The sequence below is a fragment of the Embleya sp. NPDC127516 genome, from assembly GCF_044765325.1.
In the GTDB taxonomy this organism is placed as follows: Bacteria; Actinomycetota; Actinomycetes; order Streptomycetales; family Streptomycetaceae; genus Embleya.
The window spans coordinates 62,117-86,714 of sequence record NZ_JBIWJT010000004.1 but is presented as its reverse complement, the minus strand read 5'-3'; the positions used below and the strand labels follow the sequence as shown (position 1 = coordinate 86,714).

General features: G+C 70.8%; 19 protein-coding genes. 14 read left to right on the top strand and 5 right to left on the bottom strand.

Annotated elements, in window-relative coordinates; all coding sequences use genetic code 11:
• Window positions 1-44: 44 nt before the first annotated feature.
• Window positions 45-809, bottom strand: coding sequence for an SDR family NAD(P)-dependent oxidoreductase (locus tag ACIRL2_RS08260; protein ID WP_402230968.1), 765 nt, complete (start codon window positions 807-809; stop codon window positions 45-47).
• 115 nt (window positions 810-924) lie between these two features.
• On the opposite strand from ACIRL2_RS08260, the gene ACIRL2_RS08255 reads away from it, so the two are divergent.
• The 5 genes from ACIRL2_RS08255 (at window position 925) to ACIRL2_RS08235 (ending at window position 5,126) form a co-directional block, all read left to right on the top strand.
• Window positions 925-1,698 (top strand): IclR family transcriptional regulator, encoded by a 774-nt coding sequence (locus ACIRL2_RS08255; RefSeq protein ID WP_395858646.1) that lies wholly within the window; start codon window positions 925-927, stop codon window positions 1,696-1,698.
• Between the two features lie 255 nt (window positions 1,699-1,953).
• Window positions 1,954-2,805 carry a fumarylacetoacetate hydrolase family protein gene (locus ACIRL2_RS08250; protein ID WP_395858645.1) on the top strand — a complete coding sequence of 284 codons (852 nt, stop codon included), beginning with the start codon at window positions 1,954-1,956 and terminating at the stop codon, window positions 2,803-2,805.
• Window positions 2,802-3,701 (top strand): SMP-30/gluconolactonase/LRE family protein, encoded by a 900-nt coding sequence (locus ACIRL2_RS08245; RefSeq protein WP_402230965.1) that lies wholly within the window; start codon window positions 2,802-2,804, stop codon window positions 3,699-3,701. Before ACIRL2_RS08250 ends, ACIRL2_RS08245 begins: the two co-directional genes overlap by 4 nt.
• A gap of 123 nt (window positions 3,702-3,824) precedes the next feature.
• Complete coding sequence (locus ACIRL2_RS08240; protein ID WP_402230963.1) at window positions 3,825-4,760, top strand: alcohol dehydrogenase catalytic domain-containing protein; 936 nt, start codon at window positions 3,825-3,827, stop codon at window positions 4,758-4,760.
• Between the two features lie 57 nt (window positions 4,761-4,817).
• The gene (locus ACIRL2_RS08235; protein ID WP_395858642.1) at window positions 4,818-5,126 is read left to right on the top strand and encodes a hypothetical protein; all 309 of its coding nucleotides are present in this window, start codon (window positions 4,818-4,820) and stop codon (window positions 5,124-5,126) included.
• 222 nt (window positions 5,127-5,348) lie between these two features.
• On the opposite strand, the gene ACIRL2_RS08230 is transcribed toward ACIRL2_RS08235, so the two are convergent.
• Entirely contained in the window at window positions 5,349-6,221 is an 873-nt protein-coding gene (locus ACIRL2_RS08230; protein ID WP_402230962.1) for an aldo/keto reductase, read from the bottom strand.
• A 254-nt stretch (window positions 6,222-6,475) separates the two neighbouring features.
• On the opposite strand from ACIRL2_RS08230, the gene ACIRL2_RS08225 reads away from it, so the two are divergent.
• A complete protein-coding gene (locus ACIRL2_RS08225; protein WP_395858640.1) occupies window positions 6,476-7,750 on the top strand; it encodes an ATP-binding protein in 1,275 nt (424 codons plus the stop codon).
• 109 nt (window positions 7,751-7,859) lie between these two features.
• On the opposite strand, the gene ACIRL2_RS08220 is transcribed toward ACIRL2_RS08225, so the two are convergent.
• Together ACIRL2_RS08220 and ACIRL2_RS08215 are read right to left on the bottom strand one after the other, a co-directional pair.
• A complete protein-coding gene (locus ACIRL2_RS08220; protein WP_402231543.1) occupies window positions 7,860-8,714 on the bottom strand; it encodes an endo alpha-1,4 polygalactosaminidase in 855 nt (284 codons plus the stop codon).
• Between the two features lie 456 nt (window positions 8,715-9,170).
• On the bottom strand, window positions 9,171-9,716 hold the full coding sequence (locus tag ACIRL2_RS08215) for a TlpA family protein disulfide reductase (RefSeq protein ID WP_395858639.1): 546 nt from the start codon (window positions 9,714-9,716) through the stop codon (window positions 9,171-9,173).
• A gap of 297 nt (window positions 9,717-10,013) precedes the next feature.
• Between ACIRL2_RS08215 and ACIRL2_RS08210 the strand changes: the two genes are divergently transcribed.
• From ACIRL2_RS08210 to ACIRL2_RS08180, 7 genes are all read left to right on the top strand, one after another.
• Window positions 10,014-10,184, top strand: coding sequence for a hypothetical protein (locus ACIRL2_RS08210; protein ID WP_395858638.1), 171 nt, complete (start codon window positions 10,014-10,016; stop codon window positions 10,182-10,184).
• A 50-nt stretch (window positions 10,185-10,234) separates the two neighbouring features.
• Window positions 10,235-12,079, top strand: a complete 1,845-nt coding sequence (locus tag ACIRL2_RS08205; RefSeq protein ID WP_402230960.1) for an ABC transporter ATP-binding protein — start codon at window positions 10,235-10,237, stop codon at window positions 12,077-12,079.
• A complete protein-coding gene (locus ACIRL2_RS08200; RefSeq protein WP_402230957.1) occupies window positions 12,076-12,510 on the top strand; it encodes a S26 family signal peptidase in 435 nt (144 codons plus the stop codon). The genes ACIRL2_RS08205 and ACIRL2_RS08200 overlap by 4 nt, the downstream gene beginning before the upstream one ends.
• A gap of 130 nt (window positions 12,511-12,640) precedes the next feature.
• A complete protein-coding gene (gene rhaI / locus ACIRL2_RS08195) occupies window positions 12,641-13,807 on the top strand; it encodes an L-rhamnose isomerase (RefSeq protein WP_402230955.1) in 1,167 nt (388 codons plus the stop codon).
• A gap of 195 nt (window positions 13,808-14,002) precedes the next feature.
• Complete coding sequence (locus ACIRL2_RS08190) at window positions 14,003-16,045, top strand: bifunctional aldolase/short-chain dehydrogenase (protein ID WP_402230952.1); 2,043 nt, start codon at window positions 14,003-14,005, stop codon at window positions 16,043-16,045.
• 123 nt (window positions 16,046-16,168) lie between these two features.
• The gene (locus ACIRL2_RS08185; protein ID WP_395858632.1) at window positions 16,169-17,662 is read left to right on the top strand and encodes a rhamnulokinase family protein; all 1,494 of its coding nucleotides are present in this window, start codon (window positions 16,169-16,171) and stop codon (window positions 17,660-17,662) included.
• A 198-nt stretch (window positions 17,663-17,860) separates the two neighbouring features.
• On the top strand, window positions 17,861-18,886 hold the full coding sequence (locus tag ACIRL2_RS08180) for a LacI family DNA-binding transcriptional regulator (RefSeq protein ID WP_402230949.1): 1,026 nt from the start codon (window positions 17,861-17,863) through the stop codon (window positions 18,884-18,886).
• Between the two features lie 49 nt (window positions 18,887-18,935).
• Here ACIRL2_RS08180 and ACIRL2_RS08175 read toward each other — a convergent pair whose 3' ends face one another.
• Window positions 18,936-21,518 (bottom strand): collagenase, encoded by a 2,583-nt coding sequence (locus ACIRL2_RS08175; protein ID WP_395858629.1) that lies wholly within the window; start codon window positions 21,516-21,518, stop codon window positions 18,936-18,938.
• A 618-nt stretch (window positions 21,519-22,136) separates the two neighbouring features.
• Here ACIRL2_RS08175 and ACIRL2_RS08170 point away from each other — a divergent pair.
• Window positions 22,137-24,458, top strand: a complete 2,322-nt coding sequence (locus tag ACIRL2_RS08170) for a glycosyl hydrolase family 18 protein (protein ID WP_402230946.1) — start codon at window positions 22,137-22,139, stop codon at window positions 24,456-24,458.
• The last annotated feature ends 140 nt before the right edge of the window (window positions 24,459-24,598 follow it).

Here is a 24,598-nt window from a genome sequence, read left to right as displayed (position 1 = left end):
CGGCAGGCGGTCGGGCAGGCGGGGGCAGGCAGGGGCGATTCCCGTCACATGACCGCGAGTTGGCCGCCGTCGACGACCAGTTCCGCGCCGTGCACGAAGGCCGCGTCGTCGGAGGCGAGGAACGCGTACGCGGCGGCGACCTCCTCGGCCAGGCCCGCGCGCCCCAACGGGATCCGGTTGGCGATGTAGTCGCTCTCGAAGTCGTCATCGCCCATCGCGCCGGCGATCGAGGCGTTCAGTGGTGTACGGATGTATCCCGGGCACAACGTGTTCACCCGGATCCCGTGTCGACCCAGTTCCACCGCCATGGTCTTGCCGAGCAGGAGGACACCTCCCTTGGAGGCGTTGTAGTGCGCGTAGTCCTCCTCGCCGGCGATCCCGTTCGTGGACGACATGTTGACGATCACCCCGCCGCCGCGGTCGACCATGTGCCGGCCGACGGCCTGGGCGACCAGGAACATGCCGCGCAGGTTGACCGCGAGCATGCGGTCGAAGTGCTCGGGGGTGATCTCCAGGAAGGGTTCGCGCCACGCGATGCCGGCGTTGTTCGCGAGCACGTCGATGCCGCCGAGGGCGTCCACGGCGGCGGTGACCAGGGCGCTCACGTCCGGTTCGTGGCTGACGTCGAAGGCCTGACCGGTGATGTCGCCGTACGGGTGAAGCGCGGTGACGGCCGCCTGGACCTCGGCGGGGTCCAGGCCGCTGACGAAGAGGCGACAACCCTCGTCGAGGAAGCGCCGGGCGGCCGCGAGGCCGATCCCGCTGCTGCCGCCGCTGACCAGTACCCGCATACCGATGAGTCCGCGCATCGCTTCTCCTCCGTGGGCTCCGATGAGCCGGGACGGTATCAGCGCTACGCGATACGGTCTATCATTCCATCAGACGGAACGCCATCCCATTACCGACTCGTCCCTAGGGGGGACCTTGACCGGCAACAGCGATTCGCCCGTGATCAGCGTGGATCGAGCACTGCGGATCCTGATGCGTATGGGGGAAATGCCCCGAGGCATCACATTGGAGGAGCTCGCGGGGGACCTGGACGTACCCAAGAGCACGCTGCACCGCCTGCTCGGTGCGCTCAAGCACCGGGGTTTCGCCTCCCAGCCCGAGCCCAACGGCCCGTACTTCATCGGGAGCCAGTTGCTGGCGACCGCGTTCCGCTTCCACGACGACATAGATCTGCGCTCGATGGTGCATCCGCTGCTGGCGGACCTGCGCAGGCTGATGGACGAGACGGTGCACGTGGCCATCCTGGACGCCGGTGAGGTGGTCTATCTGGACAAGGTCGAGGCGTCCGGCGCGATCAAGCTCTCGTCCGTGATCGGCGGCCGAAATCCCGCGCACAGTACGGGAGTCGGCAAGGCGTTGCTGGCCTGGACGTACCCGACCGACGAGGCGCTGCGGGCCTGGGCGACGCCGCGGCTGCCGCTGCGCGCGGCGACCCGGCACACGCTCACCTCGGTGCCCAAGCTGGCCGCCGAACTCGAGGAGGTGCGCGGCCGCGGGTACGCGACCGACCTGGAGGAGAACGAACTGGGCCTGCGGTGCGTGGCGGTGCCGCTGTTTCTGGGGCGGTCGGCGCCTGCGGCCGCGATCAGTGTGACCGGACTGAAGTCGCGGATGACCTCGGCGCGGATGGCCGAGCTGGCCGAGGCGCTGCGCTCGCGCGTGGCGGAATGGGCCGGCGCCGCCGGCTAGGACGGCGTGCGGCCGAGTGTCGTCGAACGCCGGGCGGGCTGGAATGTTCGACCCGGGCGCGTCTCGAAGTACCCGGAAGCGACACGCAGTGTGATCTGAATTCCCTGCACAGTAAGCGAATTGCCCGAGACCCCCGAACCGGAGAGTTGCCGGTTCGGGGGTCTCTTGACATCTTCGACGGCCCGTTGTTTTACTCACCACGCCACTTGGAATTGCGTTCCGCTAGACGGAACGGCGAATGACGGGGGAGTGGGAATGAGACTGGCGACAGTCGAGTACGAGGGTCGGCCGGTGGCCGTCGTCGAGCGTGAGGGCGGGCTGTACCGACTCGACGGGCCCGGCGACGGCACGCTCGGCGCGCTGGTCGCGGCCGGTCCCGAGGCGCTGCGCGACGCGGCGCTCGGCGCGACGGAAGAGATCGAGGCCGGCCGGCGGCTGGCCCCGTTGCGGCCCGGGAAGATCGTCGCGATCGGGCTGAACTACCTGGACCACATTCGCGAGGCCGGGGTGCAACCGCCGGAGAGCCCACTGGTGTTCGCCAAGTTCCCGTCCAGCGTGATCGGCACCGGGGAGGCGATCGTGATCGACGCCGAACTGACCGGGAACGTCGACTGGGAGGTCGAGCTCGGCGTGGTGATCGGCCGCACGCTGCGGCACGCGGACAAGGACGAGGCGATGGCCGGCATCGCCGGCTACACCGTCGCCAACGACGTCTCGGCACGCGATCTCCAGTTCGCCGACGGCCAGTGGGTGCGCGGCAAGAGCCTGGACACCTTCTGCCCGCTCGGGCCGGTTCTGGTCACCCCCGACGAAATCGCCGATCCGCAGGCGCTGGTGCTGCGCACCCGGGTCAACGGCGAGACGGTGCAGGACTCCTCGACCGCCGAGATGGTCTTCGGCATCGCCGAGTTGTTGTCCTACTGCTCGCGGGCCTTCACCCTCGAACCCGGCGACCTGGTGCTCACCGGAACCCCGTGGGGGTGCGGCGCGTTCATGAACCCGCCGCGCAGGCTGGTGCCGGGTGACGTGTTGGAGACCGAGGTCGAGGGCATCGGGGTGCTGGTCAACCCGGTCGTCGACGTCGACGCGTTGCCGGGCCGTCGGTGATCGTCGGCGGTTCCGTCCCCGGCGCGGGGGCGGGGCCGACCCTGCTGTCGCCGCCGGCGGCGGTGCTCGGCGAGAGCCCGTGCTGGGACCCGCACACCGCCCGCCTCCTGTGGGTGGACATCCCGGCGGGCCGGATCCACTACCTGGTGCCCGACACCGACCTGCACGGCTGGTACGACGTCGGCACACCGGTGAGCGCGGTGGTCCCGCGCGCGGCCGGCGGCTACGGCCTGGCGGTGCGCGAGGGGTTCGCCGTACTCGACCCAAACGGCACGGTGCGCGTGGTCGCCGAGGTGGAGGCCGACCGGCCGGGCAACCGGATGAACGACGGGGCCTGTGACGAGGCGGGCCGGTTCTTCGCCGGCACCAAGGCCGAGGACGACACCCCCGGCGCGGGCGCCCTCTACCGACTCGACCCGAGCACCGACACCGGCCACCGGCGCGAGCCGGTACGGGTGTTCGCCGACGTGACCAACTCCAACGGGATCGCCTGGAGCCCGGACGGGCGACTCGTCTACTACGTGGACACCGGGACCCGGCGGATCGACGTCTGCGACTACGACCCGACGACCGGCACCGTCTCCGACCGCCGACCCTTCGCCGAGATCGGCGCCGAGGCCGGTTGGCCGGACGGACTGGCCGTGGACGCCGAGGGCGGTGTGTGGGTCGCCCTGTGGGAAGGCGGCGCGGTCCGCCGGTACACCCCCGACGGCCGACTGCACCGGACCCTGTACGTCCCGGCCCGCCGGGTCACGAACTGCGCGTTCGGCGGCGCCGACCTGGATGTGCTCTATGTGACCACCGCCGCGACCGACGACCGGGAGCCGCTGGGCGGCCGGTTGTTCGCGTTCCGGACCGGGATCCGCGGTCTGCCCGCGCACCCCTACCGAGGCTGACCTCCCGTCGCGGGCGCACACCGCCGCGACCCACGAACGACACGACGCCCGCCCCAGGGTGAGATGGAGAGTGCACGTGAACCGCAACCGCACCGGCAACGGCGCGACACAGGGGGCACGACGGTGAGGGCGCTCGTGTTCACCGGCCCCTCGACCGTGGAGATGGACGACGTCGCCGAACCCGAGGTGGGCGAGGACGACGTGCTCGTCCACGTACGCAGCGCGGGCATCTGCGGCAGCGAACTGCACGGCGTGCGCACCCCGGGTTTTCGGGTCCCGCCCCTGGTGATGGGCCACGAGTTCGCGGGTGTCACCGACGACGGCGTCCCGGTGACGGTCAACCCGATCCTGTCCTGCGGCACCTGCGACCTGTGCCGCGACGGTCTGCGTCAGGTCTGCCGCGAACGCCGGATCATCGGCGTGCACCTGCCCGGCGCGTTCGCCGAGCGGGTCGCCGTCCCGCGCTCCGCGCTGCACAAGCTGCCCGAGGAGATGTCCTGGGAGGCGGCCGCGGTGGTGGAACCGGCGGCCAACGCGGTCCACGCCTGGCGGCTGGCCGACGTCGCGCCCGGCGCCCGGGTCGGCGTGATCGGCGCCGGTGCGATCGGTCTGGTCTGCGTGCTGGCCGCGCTGACCGAGGACACCGCGAGCATCGCGGTGGCCGACCGCTCGCCCGAACGCCGCCGGATGGCCTCCCTGTTGGGCGCCGCCACGGTCGGCGGCGAACTCTCCGGCGAGTTCGACGTGGTCCTCGACGCGGTCGGCACCGGCGAGACCCACGAGCAGTCGGTACGGCTGCTGCGCCCGGGCGGGGTGGCGATCTGGCTCGGCCTGGCCGACGCCGGCGCGGGCTTCGACGCGACCATGCTGGTGCGTACCGAGAAGCGGGTGCTGGGCTCGTTCGCCTACACCGACGACGAGTTCGCCCGGGCCGCCGAACTCGTCGGCGGCTGGGGCCTGGGTTGGACCGCCAGTTACCCGCTGGAGTCGGGCGCGGAGATCTTCACCGATCTGATGCGCGGTGGCAGCCACCCGGTCAAGGCGATCCTGCGCCCGTGACGCGGCCCGTGACCAACCTCCCGCCCGACCCGACGCCCACAGCGAGGTGACCCGAACATGGCAAGGATCGTGCTCATCGGAGCCGGCAGCATCACGTTCGCCAAGAACCTGCTTTCCGACCTGCCGACCTACCCCGAACTGACCGACGAGATGACCGTCGTGCTGCACGACATCGACGTCGATCGGCTGAACACCGCGGAACGGATGACCCGTTGGATGATCGAATCGCTCGGCGTCGGGGCCCGGGTCGAGGCGCACCTGGGCCGCCGCCGGGCGCTGGCCGGCGCCGACTACGTGATCAAAACACCGGCACGCAGCGGGTGGCCTTCCACGGCAGCCTGCCGGAGAGCTGGGTGCCCAACCTGACCGTCGTCCAGCAGTAGGCCCCGAACGGGCATCCCGGCCGCCGTCCATGGCCGGGATGCCCTCGACGACACGACAACGCCTGCCCGGCCCCGGAACCTCGGGGCCGGGCAGGCGTTGTCGTGTCACGGCCGACCCGCTCGTGGCCGGCGCGGGTGGGGGCGTCCCGTCCGGCGGGACGGAACGCGGCACCGGACCGGGCCGGCCCGGGCCGACGGTTGGTCCTCAGACCGCGGCCGACAGCGCCTCGAACTGCTCGTCGGACAAATCGATCCCGGCCGCCTCGATGTTCTCCTCCAGGTGCGCGACGCTGGAGGTGCCCGGGATCGGCAACATCACCGGGGAGCGGTGCAGCAGCCAGGCCAGTGCCAACTGCGACGGCGCCGCGCCGTGTTCCTTGGCGGCCTGGTCCAACGGTCCGCCCGGGCGGGCGAGTTCGCCGGTGGCCATCGGGAACCACGGGATGAACGCGATGTTCTCCCGCGCCGCGTAGTCGAGCACGGCCTCGGCGTTGCGCTCGGCCAGGTTGTACAGGTTCTGCACGGAGACGATCTCGACGATCTCCCGGGCCTCGCGCAGTTGCTCGACGGTGACCTCGGACAGGCCGATGTGTCGGATCTTGCCCTCCTCGCGCAGCCGGCCGAGTTCGCCGAGCTGGTCCGCGAGCGGGACCTGCGGGTCGATCCGGTGCAGCTGGTAGAGGTCGATCCGGTCCAGGCCGAGGTGCCGCAGGCTCAGTTCGGTCTGCTGGCGCAGATACTCGGGCCGGCCGAGCACGCGCCACTCGCCCGGCCCGGTGCGGGCGAAGCCGCCCTTGGTGGCGATCACCACGTCCTCGGCGTATGGGTGCAGGGCCTCGCGGATGAGCTGTTCGCTGACGAACGGGCCGTACGAGTCGGCGGTGTCGATCAGGTTCACCCCGAGTTCGACGGCGCGGCGCAATACCCGGATCGCCTCCCGGCGGTCCTTGGGCTCGCCCCAGACACCGGCCCCGGTGAGCTGCATCGCGCCGAACCCGAGTCGGCGCACCGGCAGGTCGCCGCCGATCGGAAAGACACCGGACGCGTGGGCGGGGCCGGACGCGGACGAGACGGTCATGTGTGCTCCGTAGGGGTCGGGCGGCCCGGGCGGGCCGGACGGTTCGGACGAGGTCGTGGCCATTGTGCACCGGTGGGGCGAGTGCGGTCGCTGGGCGTCACCGACTCGCATGTCACGGCTACGGGCCGGAATGTCCATCCGCACGGTGACCAAGTTCGCGTGTCTATTTGTACACAACGACGCGTTCGCGGCACCGCTACCCTCCCTACTGTTTGCCACTCGTCGAGGCACTCGATCCACGGATGGAGCTGTTCATGGTCTGGCTCATACAGGACTACCGCGAGGAGGACCTCGCAGCGGTGGTGCACCTCATCGACACCACGACCGGCCTCGGCCAGGAGTCGGTCTTCTCGCTGTCGGAGTGCATCAACGCGCTGACCTCGCGGCAGCCCGCGATGGTGGCGCGCCGGGACGGCGCGGTGGTCGGGGCGGCGCTGGCCACGGTGTCCGAGGGGCGGGCCTGGGTGATGCGGATCGCCATCTCGCCCGCCGCGCGCGGTCTGGGCCTGACCAGCACGCTGTTGCTCGCGCTGGAGCGCAGGCTGGTCGAGGAGCGGGTGCGGCGGATCGCCTACGTGCTGCCCGAGGAGGACTCGCGGGAGCAGGGCCTGCGCAACGCGGGCTACGAACGGCGCCCGGCGGTCGCCTACTTCGAGAAGGTGGAGCCGGTCGACGACCACGCGGCGGAGACCCTGGACCGGCTCGGCGGGCGGATGTTGCCAGGCGACCTGTGGTCGAAGGTGGCCGGCATGGAGGTGGAGAAGAACCTGATCGAGCGGCGGGTGGTGCTGCCGTTGGCCGACCCCGAGCGCGCGCTTCGGCACGGGGTGGAACCGCCCAGCGCGATCGCGTTGTTCGGCCCGCCCGGAACCGGCAAGACCACCTTCGCCCGGGCCATCGCCTCGCGCCTGGGCTGGCCGTTCGTGGAGTTGTTGCCCTCGCGACTGGCCGACGGCGGCAACCTGGCGGCGGCACTGCGCGAGGCGTTCGGGCGGCTGGCCCGGCTGGAGCGCATCGTGGTGTTCATCGACGAGGTCGAGGAGATCGCGCCGGTACGGCACGCCCGGGCCGGCGCCGTGCACGCGGTGACCAACGAACTGCTCAAGCTGATCCCGGCGTTCCGCGAACACGGCGACCGGCTGCTGGTCTGCGCGACCAACTCGGTGCGCTCGCTGGACCCGGCGTTCCTGCGACCCGGCCGGTTCGACTACATCATCCCGGTGGGCACGCCGGACGCGGACGCGCGCCGGGCGATGTGGACCCGGTACGCGTCCGCCCGTCCGGACGTGGACCTGGACGCGTTGGTGGCGGCGAGCGAGTTGCTCACGCCCGCCGACATCGGCCACGCGGCGCGGATCGCCGCCCAGGCCTCCTTCGAACGCGACCTGTTCGACGAGGCCGCCGGCGGCGACGGTCCGGGCGCGGGCACCGACGACTACCTGGACGCCCTCGCCCAGTCCCGCCCCACGGTGACCGCGAGCATGGTCGAGCTCTTCGAGGAGGACATCACCACCCACGCCCGGGTGTGACGGCTTCGCCGCGCCGACCGGGACTCCCCGGTCGGCGCGGCGACGACGGCGTGCACCGGATCGGCAACGCGCACCCGTGCGCCGAGTTCGCTGACCCGACGGTCGCGGATCAGCAACTCGCGTACAGGTAAGCCGAGTTGCCGGGTGCGGTGACCTGACGGTCGCGGAGCACGACGGAGACCTTGCCGCCCCAGCCGCGGCACGCGGTGTCGAAGTCGGCCCGGGAGTACTCGACGACGAAGACACGATTGGCGAAGGCCGAGGCGTAGGCGCCGCACTCGTCGTAGTGGCCGCACTCCTCGGCGACCGCGAAATCGAAGCCGATCTCGGCGCGGCGGCCGGCCAGTTCGACGGTGTTCTTCTGCCCGATGGCCAGGCCCGCGGCATGGGCGCGCCCGGTCAGCAGCCGGGCGAACGCGGCGTCGTGCTCGAGGGTCAGCAGGCCGCCCGAGCGGCTGTAGGAGTCCAGGTTGTCGGGTTCGACGGCCTGGAAGCCGCTCTTGGCGCAGTCGTCGATCCAGGGCCCGACCACCCCGATCAGCTTGGCGCGCTTGGCCTCGGTGGACACGTCGAGCAGGGCCTCGCCCCAGTCCTCGTCCAGCACCACCTTGCCGCCCTTGCGCAGGAGCAGGTCCGGGTGCTCCTTCTCCCACCACGCCCGCGCGTCCGGCTGGGTCTGGAAGGCGTTGACGTAGCAGATGTTGTATCGCCCGGGTTCGGGTCGCGCGCCCCGATCGCGGATCAGCACGCGCACGTTCGCCGGCGGCGGGTAGGGGCCGCCGATCTGGTAGTCGAACGGGGCGTCGGCGGCGGGCGGCACGACCTGCTTCGCCGAGCCGCCGGGTGCCGCCTGCCCGGGCGGCGCGGGGGTGTTCGGGGCCGGGGCGGCCCCCGGCGCCGTCGGATTCGCCGTTGCCGTCGGGCTCGCCGACGTGGTCGGGACCTCCGGAGCCGTCTCGCTCACCGGCGCGGCCGGGCTCGCCGCCGTCGATGCCGCCGACGGCGAACCGGCCGCCACCCGGGGCGGATTCGCGTCCGCGTCCGACCCTCCTTCGGACCCGCAACCCGCCACGGCGGCCAGCGCCAGGGTCAACGCGACCGCCGCGCGGGCGACTCCGCGGCGTCCGTGGCGTCTGCGGTGGCCGTGGCGTCCGCGGTGGCCGCGGAAAATGAACGAACCTGACACGTGCACTCCTTGCGTGACGGGCCGAAACCGCGCTCACCCGGCGCGGCGAATTCCCGCCGGTGGATATCTGATCCCGGTAATAAATCGAGGTTCGCGCGGGAACGCTTCCGCGTTCCACGACTATAGCCCGATTGCCGGGAGCAAATTATCGCCGAGAATGATCATGCCCGGGAATCACGCATCCGGATAAACGACCCTGCCGGAATCCACCCGCGCCCGGCCGAATCCGTCATATCAGGCCGCGGTGCGCATCGGTGCGGAAAGGGCTTTCGGGTCGAAACCGCTCGCGGTGACCGTGCCATTCGCATCCAGCAAACCGAACACCGGATATCCGGCGACCGCGAATCCCCGGCCCAACGGCCCGTCGGCAGGCTCCACCACGACCCGCGCGACCGCGGTCAGCGCGGCGACCTGCTCACGGGTGTCCGCCTCGTCGCCGTGCACCACCGCGAGCACCCGCCGGCCCTCGCCGCCCGCCTTGCGCGCGGCCTTCACGAACAGCGGCAGCCGCTCCGCGCAAGCCGGGCACCCCGGCGAGAAGAAGCCGAACAGCACGGCCCCCAAACCGTCCCGGGACACCGCCTCACCTGCGGTGGTGACCGCGGCGAAGGCGGGCACCGTCGCGCCCACCGGCAGCACCAGGTCCGCGATGTCCGCATCGTGTCCGCCGTGCCCCTGCCCGCGTCGCGCGCGCAGCTTGCGCACGACACCGAAGGTGAGCAGCAGGTTCAACAGGCACAACACGGTGACCAGGACCACGGCGGCGATCAGCAACGGCATGGCGACTCTCCCGAGGCGGCGAAGGATGTCGGCCGACCTCAGGGCCCGCCACACACGGGCGAACGGGATCGGCGTAGAGGATCCGTGAACGGGACCGCGAACACGACCGGGCGAAATGTATCCCCGGGCCCGCCAATGGCATCAGTGCTCACCCGGAGCCGTTCCGAAACAAAGAAGATACTCGTCGATTCGGGCCGCTCGCATTCTCTTGCCACTCGGCGTCGAACGGGTTTAGCGTCGCCTCCGGCAGAAGCACACCCCGCTTCCGTCGAATCGACCCTGCAATGGAGGTCCACGATGAACCGTGTGATCGGCACCATGGGCGACAAACTGTTGGGGCTCGTCCTCCGCGAGAAACGCGCCGGGGCGTGTGTCCCGGAACACGGCCAGTTCTGCGCCTGCCGTAGCCACTACCGCTACGTGTACAGCTGCAACGGTCCGTGCGTGAAGACCGCCACCCGCTGTTGATTCCGCCATCGCACGGGACCCCGGAGGGCGGTACGCCCCCGGGGTCCCGGTTGCGCCCCCGCGCGGTCAAGGTCGCCCTCACCCTCCAGTTCCGGGCCGCGCCGGTGGGCGCCGCGCTTTTGTTGGCCTGTACCGTGCTGATCGGCGTGCTGCCCGCCCTGGTCGCCTGGTCGACCAAACTGCTCTTCGACGAGTTGGGCCGAGGCGCGCAGGTCGACTCCGGACGGGCGGTGGCACTGGGCCTGGTGCTCGCGACGCTCGGCGCGGTGCTCGCCGTCCTGATGCAACTGGCCGCCTACCTGGACGAGGTGGTCCGGCGTCGACTGGTGGTCACCGTCGAGCGGGACCTGTTCGCCAAGGTCAACGAGTTCCGCGGACTGCGGCGCTTCGAGGACCCGGCGTTCCACGACCGGCTGCGGCTGGCCCAGCAGGCCTCCGAGGACGCGCCGCACAACATCACCATGTTCAGCCAGGAGGTGGTGCGTTCCGCCGCCGCGCTGAGCGGGTTCACCGGAGTGTTGTGGGCCGTGTGGCCGCCGATGGTGGGCCTGCTGTTCCTGGTGGGCGTCGCCGCGTTGTCGGCCCGGCTGTCGATGGCACGCGGGCAGGTGGCGGTGCTCGAACTGACCTCCGGGAAACAGCGCCGCCGGCTGTTCTACCGGTCGCTGCTGACCGACCCGCGTGCGGCCAAGGAGATCCGGCTGTTCGGGTTGGGCGACTTCCTGCACGGTCGGCTGGTACGCGCGCTCGCCGAGGCAACCGACGCCGAACTCGCGGTGGCCCGACGCGGCATGCTCGTCCAGGCCGGATTCGCCGCGCTGAACGCGGTGGTGGCGGGTCTGGGCATGGTCGTGGTGGTCGCGGGCGCCGCGCGCGGGCGATTCACCGTCGGCGACGTGATGCTGTTCACCGCCGCCGCCGCGGGTGTGCAACAGGCCTTCACCGGCGTGGTCTCCCAGGCCGGGATGGCCGCCGAGGCGATCCGGCTGTTCGGCCACTTCCTGGACCTGATGGACACCCCCGACGACTTGGCCACCGCCACCACCGGTACCGGGCAGGTGCCCGCGCTGCGCGGAGCGGTCGAGTTCGACGACGTGTGGTTCCGCTACGACGAGCACGGGCCGTGGGTGCTGCGCGGCGTCCGCTTGGTGATACCGGCCGGCGGCGCGGTGGGACTGGTCGGGCGCAACGGCGCCGGCAAGAGCACGCTGATCAAGCTGCTCTGCCGGTTCTACGACCCGGACCGGGGCACGATTCGCTGGGACGGCGTGGACATCCGCACGATGGACGTGGCCGCGCTGCGCCGCCGGATCGGGGTGACCTTCCAGGACTACATGACCTACGACCTCTCGGCGGCGGAGAACATCGGCATCGGCGACCTGGCCCACCGCGAGGACCTGGTCCGGATCCGGGCCGGCGCGGTGTCGGCGGGCATCGACGCGGACCTGTCCGCGCTGCCGGACGGCTACCGCACCCAGTTGAGCCGGGTACACCTGGACGAGGACGACGACAAGGCCGGCGTCACGCTGTCCGGCGGCCAGTGGCAGCGGGTCGCGCTGGCCCGCTCGCTGATGCGCGCCGACGCGGACCTGCTGATCCTGGACGAGCCCAGTTCGGGCCTGGACCCCGAGGCCGAACACGACGTGCACCGCACACTGCACCGGCATCGGGCCGGCCGGACGAGCCTGCTGGTGTCGCACCGGCTCGGCGCGCTGCGCGACGCGGACACCATCGCCGTGCTCGCCGACGGCCGGATCACCGAACTGGGCTGCCACGATCAGTTGATGGCGTTGGCCGACGGGCACTACGCCCGGCTGTTCGGGCTCCAGGCGGCCGGCTACCGGGACTCGGACGGACAGGACGACTCGACCAGGATCGCGGAGGACGCGCAGTGAACCCGAGAACACGCGGCGCCCTGGTGCTCGCCGCGGTCGTGGCGACCGCGACGCCGATCCTCTGGGCGGTGCGCTCGCGGGTCGCCCTGGTACGGGTGACCGGAATGAGCATGGCGCCCACGTTCGTGCACGGCGAGCGGTTGATCGTACGCCGGACCACCACGGTGCGACGCGGCGACGCGATCGTCTTCCGCAACCCGGTCCGGTTCGGTGCGGAGGACGAACTGCGCTGGTTGGTCAAGCGGGTGGCGGCGGTCCCCGGCGATCCGGTGCCGCGCGAGGTGCGCCAGGCGGTGCACGCGGTGCGCGGGACGCGGGTGCCGCAGAGTTCGCTGGTGGTGCGCGGGGACGCGGCGCGGACCCAGGACTCGCGGCACTTCGGGTACGTGCCGACCTCGACCGTGCTGGGCGTGGTGGTCGGCGGACGCTGAGGCCCGGCGTGCCGCGCCCCGACCGGGGCCGCCGAGGGACCGCTCCCTTGACGGGTTCGACCGTGGGGTCGTACGTTCCCTTGCATCGAATTGAAACGTTTCATTTTCTGTGCGTCAGGAGAGTGCTCCCATGCCGGACCACACGATGGTGCGGGCCGCCCTGCGCGCCCAGCGGATCGAGACCCCCTCGTGGGCCTACGGCAATTCCGGCACCCGGTTCAAGGTGTTCGCCCAGGAGGGCGTGCCGCGCGATCCGTTCGAGAAGATCGCGGACGCGGCCCAGGTGCACGCCTTCACCGGGGTGGCGCCGATCGTGTCGCTGCACATCCCGTGGGACCGCGTCGAGGACTACGCGGAACTGGCCGAACACGCGCGGAACCACGGCGTACGGATCGGCGCGATCAACGCCAACGTGTTCCAGGACGACGACTACATGCTCGGCAGCGTGACCAACCCCGACGCACGGGTGCGGCGCAAGGCGATCGACCACCTGCTCGCGTGCGTGGACGTGTTGGACGCGACCGGATCGCGCGACGTGAAGTTGTGGTTCTCGGACGGCACCAACTACCCGGGGCAGGGCGACATCGCCACCCGGCAGGGGCACCTGGGCGAGGCACTGGCCGAGGTGTACGCGCGACTCGGCGCGGACCAGCGGATCCTGTTGGAGTACAAGCTCTTCGAGCCCGCGTTCTACATGACCGACGTACCGGACTGGGGCACGGCTTACGCGCACTGCCTCAAGCTCGGCCCCAAGGCCGTGGTGTGCGTGGACACCGGACACCACGCGCCGGGCACCAACATCGAGTTCATCGTGGCGTTCCTCTTGCGTGAGGGCCGGCTCGGCGCGTTCGACTTCAACTCCCGCTTCTACGCGGACGACGACCTGATGGTGGGCGCGGCGGACCCGTTCCAACTGTTTCGGATCATGCACGAGGTGGTACGTGGCGGTGGGCTCGATCCGGCCGTCGGAGTCAATTTCATGCTCGACCAGTGCCACAACATCGAGCCGAGGATCCCCGGCCAGATCCGCTCGGTGACCAACGTCCAGGAGGCCACCGCCAAGGCGCTCCTGGTCGACGCCGAGGCTCTGGCCGACGCGCAGCGGGCCGGCGACGTCCTCGGCGCGAACGCCGTGCTGATGGACGCCTACAACACCGATGTCCGCCCGCTGCTGAGGGAGTTGCGCGAGGAGCAGGGGCTCGCGCCGGATCCGGTCGCGGCGTATCACGCGTCGGGTCACGGCGATCGCATCCGGGCCGAGCGGGTCGGGGGCACACCGGCCGGCTGGGGCGCCTGAGCCCGGGTCCGCTTCGCCCGCCTCCGGCACTGCGCCGTGACGCGTTTCCGCACCGCCGCACCGCGTCGTACCACACCGCATCGCACCGCATTTCCGCATTTCCGCGCCGCGCCGTACCGCATTTCCGCGCTTGCGCGCAGCGCCGCAGTTCCGTACTTCCGCACCGCGCCGTACCGATGTACAAGGAGCCCGCCGATGTCCGGCACCCCGTCCGAGGTCGATCGTCTGCTCAGTCGTTCCCGTGCGCTGGGCGCGGATCCGCGCAACACCAACTACGCCGGAGGCAACACCTCCGCCAAGGCCGACGGGATCGACCCGGTCACCGGCGCGGCGGTACCGCTGATGTGGGTCAAGGGGTCGGGCGGAGACCTGGGCACGCTGACCGAGGACGGGCTGGCCGTGTTGCGGCTCGACCGGCTGCGCGCGTTGGTGGGGGTGTACCCGGGCGACGAGCGCGAGGACGACATGGTCGCCGCGTTCGACTTCTGCGCGCACGGCAAGGGCGGCGCCGCGCCGTCCATCGACACCGCGATGCACGGTCTGCTCGACGCCGCGCACGTGGACCACCTGCATCCCGACTCGGGCATCGCCCTGGCCACCGCGGCGGACGGCGAGAGGCTCACCGCCGAGTGTTTCGGCGACACCGTGGTGTGGGTGCCATGGCGCCGACCCGGATTCCGCCTCGGCCTGGACATCGCGGCCATCCGGGCGGCCAACCCGCACGCGATCGGGTGCGTGCTGGGCGGGCACGGGATCACCGCATGGGGTGACACCAGCGCCGAGTGCGAGCGCAACTCGCTGCACATCATCCGGGGCGCGGAGAAGTTCATCGCGTCGCGGCGCGACCCGGCTCGGCATGCGTTCGGCGAGCTGCTGGCCGAACCGCTGCCCGACACGCAACGGCGGGCCCGGGCCGCCGCGTTGGCGCCCGTACTCCGCGGACTCGCCGGCACCGACCAGCGCCGGGTCGGCCATTTCACGGACAGCGCCCCGGTGTTGGAGTTCCTGTCCCGGGCCGAGCACCCCAGGCTCGCGGCGCTGGGCACCTCGTGCCCGGACCACTTCCTGCGTACCAAGGTGCGGCCGATGGTGGTCGACCTGCCGGCCCACGCGCCGATCGAGGACGTGCTCGCCCGACTGCCCGAGTTGCACGCGAAATATCGTGCCGAGTACGCCGCGTACTACGCCCGGCACGCCGAACCCGACTCGCCGGCCATCCGCGGCGCCGACCCGGCGATCGTGCTCGTGCCCGGCGTGGGCATGTTCTCCTTCGGCCCGGACAAGCAGACCGCCCGGGTGGCGGGCGAGTTCTACGTCAACGCGATCAACGTGATGCGCGGCGCGGAGACGATCTCGACCTACGCGCCGATCGACGAGCGGGAGAAGTTCCGGATCGAGTACTGGGCCCTGGAGGAAGCCAAGTTGGCCCGCCGCCCCGCGCCGCGGGCGCTCGCCGGTCGGGTGGCCCTGGTCACCGGTGCGGGTTCGGGGATCGGCAAGGCGATCGCCGAACGGCTGGTCGCCGAAGGGGCGTGCGTGGTGGTCGCGGACGTGAACGCGGCGACCGCCGGCGAGGTCGCCGAGGCGCTCGGCGGTCCGGACCGGGCCGTCCCGGTCACCGTCGACGTGACCTCCGAGGAGGGCATCCTGGCCGCGTTCGCCGCGGCGGCACTGGCCTTCGGCGGCGTGGATCTGGTGGTCAACAACGCGGGCCTGTCCATCTCCAAACCGCTCCTGGAGACCACGGCCCGCGACTGGGACCTCCAACACGACGTGATGGCGCGCGGCTCCTTCCTGGTCTCGCGCGAGGCGGCCCGGACGATGATCGCGCAGGGCACGGGCGGCGACATCGTCTACATCGCCTCCAAGAACGGGGTGTTCGCCGGCCCGGACAACATCGCCTACGGCGCGACCAAGGCCGACCAGGCACATCAGGTGCGGTTGTTGGCGGCCGAGTTGGGTCCGCACGGGATTCGGGTCAACGGCGTCAACCCCGATGGTGTGGTGCGCGGATCGGGCATCTTCGCGGCCGGGTGGGGTGCGCAGCGCGCCGCGGTGTACGGGGTCGAGGAGGACAGGTTGGGCGAGTACTACGCGCGGCGGACGTTGCTGGGGCGCGAGGTGTTGCCGTCGCACGTGGCCAACGCGGTCTTCGCGCTGACGGGTGGGGAGTTGTCGCACACGACCGGCCTGCACATCCCGGTGGACGCGGGCGTCGCGGCGGCGTTCCTTCGCTGAGTCCGTCGAGTCCGTCGAGTCCGTGGGCCCGTCGGGCCCGTCCGGTTCGGCGAGACCATCGAGTTCGTCGTGTAAGTCGCGTCCGTCGAGTCCGTATCGACGAGGTAAGAGGAGGTGTTGGGCATGCATACGCCGCGGACCTTTGTGGCCGTCGATCTCGGGGCTTCCAGTGGGCGAGTGCTGGCCGGGCGGGTGGGTCCGGAGTCGCTGACGGTGAGCGAGGCGCATCGTTTCGTCAACCGGCCGGTGCGCGTCGCCGGCACACTGCACTGGGACGCCCTGGCGTTGTACGGCGGCGTTCTGGACGGGCTGCGGGCCGCCGGACGCACCGCCGGGACGCCGGTGAGCGTGGGAATCGACGCGTGGGCCGTCGACTTCGGGCTGCTCGACGCAAGCGGGGCGCTGCTCGGCAATCCGGTGCACTATCGCGACGGTCGCACCGAGGGGGTGCCCGAGCGGGTGTACGCCCGCGTGCCCGCTGCCGAGCTGTACGCGATCACCGGGATCCAGCACGCGGGCTTCAACACCGTCCACCAACTCGTCGCGGCGGCCGACACGCCGCAATTCGCGGTCGCCCGGCAGGCGTTGCTGATTCCGGACCTGATTTCCCACTGGCTGACCGGGGTGGCCGGCACCGAGGTGACCAACGCCTCCACCACCCAGCTCCTGGACCCGGTCTCCGGGCACTGGTCGACCGCGATCATGTCGGCGCTCGGGCTGGATCCGAACCTGTTCCCACCGCTGCGGTTGCCCGGCGAGGCCGCGGGTGTGCTCGACGCCGAGGTGCTGGCCGAGACCGGACTGCGCGGACCCGTCCGGGTCACCGCCGTGGGATCGCACGACACCGCGTCGGCGGTGGTCGGCGTGCCCGCGCGCGGCGATCGCTTCGCGTACATCTCCAGCGGGACCTGGTCCCTGGTCGGTGTCGAACTCGACGCGCCGGTGCTCACCGAGGAGAGTCGGCGGGCCAACTTCACCAACGAGCTGGGCGTCGACGGCACCGTGCGCTACCTGCGCAATGTGATGGGGCTGTGGCTGCTCCAGGAGTGCATGCGGCACTGGGACCGGCTCGGTCGACCGCATTCGCTGGAGCGCCTGCTGGACGACGCGGCGAAGGTGCCGGCGCTGCGCTTTCTCGTGGACGCCGGTGATCCGGTGTTTCTGGCGCCCGGCGACATGCCGGACCGGATCGCGGCGGCCTGCCGTCGCGCCGGTGGGCCGGTGCCCGGCACGCCCGGCGAGACGGTGCGCTGCATCGTGGACAGCCTGGCGCTCGCCTACCGCACGGCCGTCCTGGACGCGCAGCGCCTGTCCGGACACGTCGTCGACGTCGTACACGTGGTCGGCGGCGGAGCACTGAACACGCTGCTGTGCCAGACCACCGCCGACGCGTGCGCACTGCCGGTGGTGGCCGGGCCGACCGAGGCCGCGGCGCTGGGCAATCTGCTGGTGCAGGCGCGGGCCGCCGGGAGCGTGACCGGTTCACTCGCGGACCTGCGCCGGCTGTTGCGGACGACCCAGCCGCTGCGCCGGTACGAGCCGCGGGACGGGGCCGGCGGGGGCGACTGGGCGAGGGCGGCGGATCGGCTGCCGGTGCGACCGGCCCCGGTCGGCTGAGGGGGCGGGGCGCGGCGTCCCGGGCGGTACGGGCTCGGGCGGTGGGGGCTCGGGGTGCGAATCGTGCGGACGTGCCCCGGGTGTCGCCCGGTCCGCACGTGCGGTCGGCGCCGATCCGGGGCGCGCGGCGACAACCGTTAGGCTGCCCTGATGGCGCCCGCCGGAGATTACCGGCCTGGAGGAGCGGATCGATCCCGGATGACGACGTCGAGCATCAAAGAGGTGGCCCACCGGGCCGGTGTGTCGGTGGGCACCGTGTCCAACGTGCTCAATCACCCCGAGCGGGTGGCCGAGTCGACCAGGACCCGGGTGCTCGAAGCGGTGGCGCTGCTCGGGTTCGTCCGCAACGACTCGGCCCGTTCGCTGCGTTCGGGCGTCGCGAACACCGTGGGCCTGATCGTCCTGGACGTGGCGAACCCGTTCTTCACGGATGTCGCGCGCGGTGTGGAGGACGCCTGCAACGAGACCGGCTCGGTGGTCATCCTGTGCAACTCGGACGACTCCGGGGCCAAGCAGGAGCGGTATCTGCGGGTGCTCCAGGAACAGCGGGTCCGCGGCGTGCTGGTCACTCCCGCGCGGGACGCCGAGTTGCCGGTGGCGGAGTTGCGGGCGCGGGGCCTGGCCGTGGTGCTCCTCGATCGCACCGACGACCGGGCCGACCTGTGCTCGGTCGCGGTGGACGACGTGGTCGGCGGCCGGTTGGCCGCGGAGCACCTGGTGGCCGAGGGGCATCGCGAGTTCGCGTTCGTCACCGGTCCCCTGGGCATCCGGCAGTGCGAGGACCGCCGTCGGGGTATGCGGGCCGCGCTGCGGGACGCGGGACTGCGACTGGGTACGTCCACCCGGGACGTGGTGGTGCCGGCGATGAACGCGCGCTCGGGCGCGGAGGCCGCCGGGCGGCTGCTCGCGGCGGGCCGGCTGCCGTCGGCGGTGTTCTGCGCCAACGACCTGCTCGCGATGGGGCTGATGCGCGAACTGCTGCGCGCCGGGGTGCGGATTCCGCGGGACGTCGCGGTGGTGGGCTACGACGACATCGAGTTCGCGGCGGCGTCTGCCGTCGCCTTGACCTCGGTGCGTCAGCCCACGTATCGGCTCGGGCGTACCGCCGCCGAACTGCTCTTCGAGGAGAGCGGGCAGCCGCGCTCGCATACCCATCGACAGGTGGTGTTCCGGCCCGAGTTGGTGGTGCGCGAGTCGACGACGAGCGGCGGCGGGACCGGGTAGGTCCCGCCGCCGCACGGTGTGGCGCTGTGCTGTCGCTCGGTGGTGTCGGTCAGAAGGTCGTGGTGACCGATGTGCCGGCGAAGGTCTGCTTCGCGTGCAGGGTGATGTAGTGGTACCCCTCGTGCGGCGCCGTGATGGTCAGCGTCTCGGCGTTTGTGCTCTGGGTGGACTTGGCGGTGTAGGCGGTGTTCGTGGCCCACACGGTGCTGTTGTAGTAGAGATCGGCGTTGCCGGTGCCGCCGGCGGTGGTGATGTTCAGGCGGGCGGTACCCGCCGGGATGTAGATGTAGAAGTAGAGCTTGTCGTTTCCACCCGTCGCCGCGGACAGCGCGCTGCGCCGGCAGTTCTTGGCCAGGGCGCGGATGTCGGGATCGGTGCACTCGGCGGTGCCGCCGCCGGTGACCGTGACGTTGTGGGTGACGGTCGCGGTGGCGCCCCCGTTGTCGGTCACGGTCAGTCGTACGGCGTAGGTGCCGGCGGCGTAGGTCTTGGTCGGGTTGATCGCGGTCGAGGTGGTGCCGTCGCCGAAGTCCCAGGCGCGGGTGGCGATGGTGCCGTCGGGGTCGGTGGAGGTGTCGGTGAAGGCGACCGAGGTGCCGTTGACGGCACTGGTGAACTGCGCCACCGGCGGCCGGTTGGCGGGAGTTCCGCCGCCGCACTCGCCGGCCGCGCAGGCGGCCAGCCACGTGTACCAGTCGCTGTCGTAGCGGTTGCCGATGGTGCTCGTCAGGAACGTGCGGGCGCCGGTCCAGTCGCCCGCGCGGTAGTAGCCCAGCAGCCGGGTGACGTCCGCGGGGTGCTTTTGCAGCATGTACCGCACCGCGAGGTAGCCCCAGCGGTAGATGCGGGTCGTGTCGTGGGAGTAGGTGGTGTCGAACACCGTGCTCAGCGCGTAGGTGTGCTTGCCCGCCTCGGTGATCGCCGCGTCGTAGGGCAGGTTGCGGTAGGAGTAGGAGACGTACTCCGCGAAGCCCTCGATCCACCAGATGGTCGGGGTGCTGACGCCGGCGTCGAAGTCGCCGGCCATGTCGAAGCGGCCGTCGAGATAGTGCGTGTACTCGTGGTTGAGGTTCCAGATCTCGAACGCGGGGCGCGTCCACTCGGCCTCGTAGGCGATGAAGCGCGGCTGGTTGCCGGCCGCGCTCGGGTCGCCCTCCAGGTACATGCCGCCGTTGTTGGTGTCGATGCCGAAGATCGCGCCGGCGTAGGTCTGGTAGTCGGTGCTGGAGTCGAAGACCACGACCTCGATCTTGGTGTTGAGATCGCCTGCCACCGGGCCGTTGTCCGCGACCACGCCGTGGAAGTAGGCGTCCTGGTTGCGCAGGCTGGTGCACGCGGCGGTGAGGTTGGCCGGGGTCATCTCCTGCGCGCGGATGCGGATGCTCGTACTGCACGTGTAGTCCACGGTCAGCACGGCCGCGGTCAGTCGGGCCTGGAGGTTGCAGGTGTTGTAATAGGCACACTGTGCCTTGTCGTAGTAGTCCGTTCCCGAGGCCAGTGCGACCCACAGCGGCGCGGTCGGCCCGGTGATCGAGGTGGCCGCCAGGTGCGTGCGCACCATCGGGCGCACCTTGGCCTGGAGGGTCGGATACTGGACGAACCGGACCAGTTCGCGACCCGCGTTGGTGGTCAGGTATGCGCGGTCGGTCCCGAGCAGGTCGCGGTGCGCGGTCGCGAATCTGTCGACCGCGTCGATGACGCTCTGGTCGGCCTGCACCGCGGTGACGAACTCGGGAACCTGGTGGCCCCGGAAGAGCACGGTGAAGACGTTGTTGACCGCGGCCTTCATCCACCAGGACGCGTCGTACGAGCTGTTGTAGCCCGCCAACAGGCGCTTGACCACGGACAGGTAGCGGGCGTTCTCCTGGGCGCTGTCGATCAGGGTGACGGCCTCGGCCAATGTCTCGCCGTTGGCGTCGGTGACGTCGGAGGAGTGTGCGTTGGCGTAGAAGGCGTCCAGACCGGACCGGATGGCGGTCTGCAACGTGGGGCCGTAGGTGCCGACGGTGGATTCGTTGTACCAGTGCACGTAGTAGCCGGCCCGCAGGAAGAGCACGATCTGCGGGGCGCCGGTGCTGCCGTTGCCCGGATAGGAGCCGGCGAGGTCGCGCAGGGCGTAGGCGACCGTGGTCATCTGCGCCTCACGGAAGATCGAGGCGGCGTCGGGCCCGGTGACCGTGAACAGCGTGTTGACACAGTCCGTGGTCGACGCCTTGATCTGCTGGACGAGCGCGGCGCCGGTGCGGCTCGCGAAGTCGGCGACCGTGCAGGCCGCTGCGGCGCGTCGCTCGCCGGCCATGGACGGGCGAGCCGGCAGTACGGCGCTCGACGGGTCGCCGTAGTCGCGCCGGGCGCTGTCCGGCGCGCTCGCGGACAGCGGCGGTTGGTCGGGTACCGCAAGCGGTTTGCCCTGGGTGTGCGTGGTTCGGTCGGCCGATGCGCTGGGGGCGGTGCCGGCCGACGGGCCGGAGGTGGAAGCGGAGGTGGAGGTCGCCTGGGCTGTCGACGTCGTCGCAGCCGGATCGGAGGGGGCGGCCGATCCGGGCTGGGTGAACAACCCGAAGCCCATGGCGAGCGAGATGGTGACCACCGCGATGCGGCGAAGTCCCTGTCGTGCCGGTTTGGTTCGCAAAGACCGTCTCCTTGCGGAACAGAGGTCGCGCGCACGCGCGCCTCCGATGGGGGTGGTGCCACGGCATGAGCGGTTCGACGTCGGCCCCGATCTGGGACTTCGGAGTCGGCGCGAGTGTGGTCCTGGTACCTGCCTCACCGCAAAGTCCAACGGTGGCAAGGCAGTTGGTGCCGTAGCGGACCGGAAGGGGAGCGTCCGGGCCGCTGCGTGACATGTACCATGTCACAAATCACATTTTGCGTGAAGGCCTGTCGAACACCGAATGCGGCCAACGAAACGGCAGCCGTCGGGGCGGCGTTCGGCGACGGTGGGGCCGTCGGGATCGACGGGGGTGGTGGTGCTCCCGTGGCGACAGGGACGGCGGGGTGGCAGTCGGTCGCGCGGGCGATCCGATTCGGTCGCGGGCGTGTGCCGAATCGATCAACGGCCCTGTGTCCAGCCGGAATTGCCGCGTCGGTGGGTGCATTCCGATCGATCCCGGTCCGCGCTGATCCCTACTGGTCTAGACCTTGATTATTGGTCCAGACCTTCACTACGCTCGCTCTACTGTGTGAGCCGGACATCCCGGCTCATTGTGGGGCGCAGGTTCTCCATCGGATCCCAAATCCAGGAGCACCCATGGCCATCGGAACCGTGAGGCGCACCAAACGCACCAAGCCGGGCAAGAGGTTCGTCGCGATCTTCGCGGCCCTGCTGCTCCCGCTCGCCGCGATGGTCGGCCTGTCGGCCGCGCCCGCGCAGGCCGCCGCGGGCGCGACCGCCACATTCGTCAAGACCTCCGACTGGGGCAGTGGCTTCCAGGCGGAGTGGACGATCAAGAACACCGGTACCGCCACGATCACGGGCTGGACCGTCGAGTGGGACTTCCCCACCGGCACCAGCGTGGGTGCGTACTGGGACACGCTCATCACCAAATCCGGAACGCGGATCACCGCGAAGAACCGGGAGTACAACGGCTCTCTCGCGCCCGGCGCCGGCGTCAAGTTCGGCTTCGTCGGCAGCGGACCGGGAAGTCCGAGCAACTGCAAGGTGAACGGCGGTCCCTGCGACGGCGCGCCGCCGACGGACAACCCGCCGAGCGCCCCCGGGCAGCCCACCGCGACCGCGACCACCGTCGACTCGATCTCGCTGAGCTGGGCGGCGGCCACCGACGACAAGGGCATCCAGAACTACGACGTCTACCGAGGCAACACCGTGGTCGGCACGACCGCCGGCACCGCCTACACCGACACCGGGCTGACCGCCGACACCGCCTACGTGTACAAGGTCGTCGCCCGGGACACGATCGGCCAGACCGGGCCCGCCGGGCCCACGGGCACGCTGCGCACCAGGCCCACGGGCGGCCCGGACACCCCACCGACCGCGCCGGGCACGCCGACGGCGAGCGCGGTCACCGACACCTCGCTGACGATCAACTGGGCGGCGGCGAGCGATGATCACGGCATCAAGAACTACGACGTCTACCGGGGCGCGACCAGGATCGCGACGGTGACCACCACCACCTACGGGGACACCGGTCTGACCGCGAACACCACGTACACGTACACGGTGGTCGCCCGGGACACCATCGACCAGACCGGCCCGGCCAGTGCGCCGCTGACGGTCAAGACCACCGGTGGGGGCACCCCCGGCAACGACTACGTGCGCGTGGGCTACTTCGTGCAGTGGGGCATCTACGGACGCGCCTACACGATGAAGTCGCTGGACACCTCCGGTGCCGCGGCCAAGCTGACCCACCTCAACTACGCCTTCTCCAACATCGATCCGACCAACCTGACCTGCATGAACGGAGTCACCCGAGCCACCCTCCCGGGGCCCCAGGATCCCAACCAGGGCGACGGCGCGGGCGATTCCTGGGCCGACTACGAACGCTCGGTCGGTGCGGGCGAGTCCGTCAACGGGACCGCGGACACCTGGAACCAGCCGCTCGCCGGAAGCTACAACCAGCTTCTTCAACTCAAGGCCAAGTACCCGAAGTTGAAGTCGCTGATCTCGATCGGCGGCTGGACGTACAGCAAGTACTTCTCGGACGCCGCCAAGACCGACGCGTCGCGGCAGAAGTTCGTGAAGTCCTGCGTGGACATGTACCTCAAGGGCAACCTGCCGGTGACCAATGGACGCGGCGGCACCGGTGTCGCGGCCGGCGTCTTCGACGGGTTCGACATCGACTGGGAGTGGCCCGGCGCCGAGGGCCACGCCGGCAACCACATCTCGACCGCCGACAAGAACAACCTCACCCTGCTGATGGCCGAGTTCCGCAGGCAGATGGAGGCGCTGACCGCGACCACCGGCAAGAAGTACCTGCTCACCGCGTTCACCCCGGCCGACCCCGGCAAGATCGACGCCGGTTGGGACATCACCACGAACGACGGCACGCCCGGCGTGTTCGACTACATGGACTTCGCCAACGTGCAGGGCTACGACTTCCACGGTTCCGGCAGCGACAACAGTTGGGAACCCAACCGCACCGGCAACCAGGGCAACCTGTACGTCGACGCGGGTGACCCGTACCCGACCAAGTTCAGCGTGGAATCCACCGTCCAGTACTACCTGGACCAGGGTGTCGACCCGCGCAAGCTCGTGCTCGGGCTGGCCTTCTACGGCCGTGGCTGGCAACAGGTCACGGACGGCGGGGCGCACGGCGAATGGCAGGCCGCCAACGGGGCCGCACCGGGCCAGTTCCCGGAGGAAGCCGGCACCAGGGGCTACGCCAACCTGGTCGCGTCGGTACCGAACCTGACCGTCTACCACGACGAACAATCGGTCTCGACCTATGGCTACACCGGCAACAACGGCCAGTGGTGGACCTTCGACGACACGTGGTCCATCGGCAAGAAGACGGCCTGGCTCCGTACAAAGAACCTCCTGGGCGCGATGCTCTGGGAGATGAGCGGAGATACCGGGGTGTTGATGACCGCGGTCGACAACGGGCTCAAGTAGCCCACCTGATCGGAAGGTCGGGACGCCGGTGAGTGGCCGCTCCCGACCTTCCTTCCGTCCGGCCCGCCCGGCGGACCCCGACCCCGCCCACCGCATCCGGTGGGCGGGGTCGGGGTGTGCTGTACGCCGGGGCGTGCCGG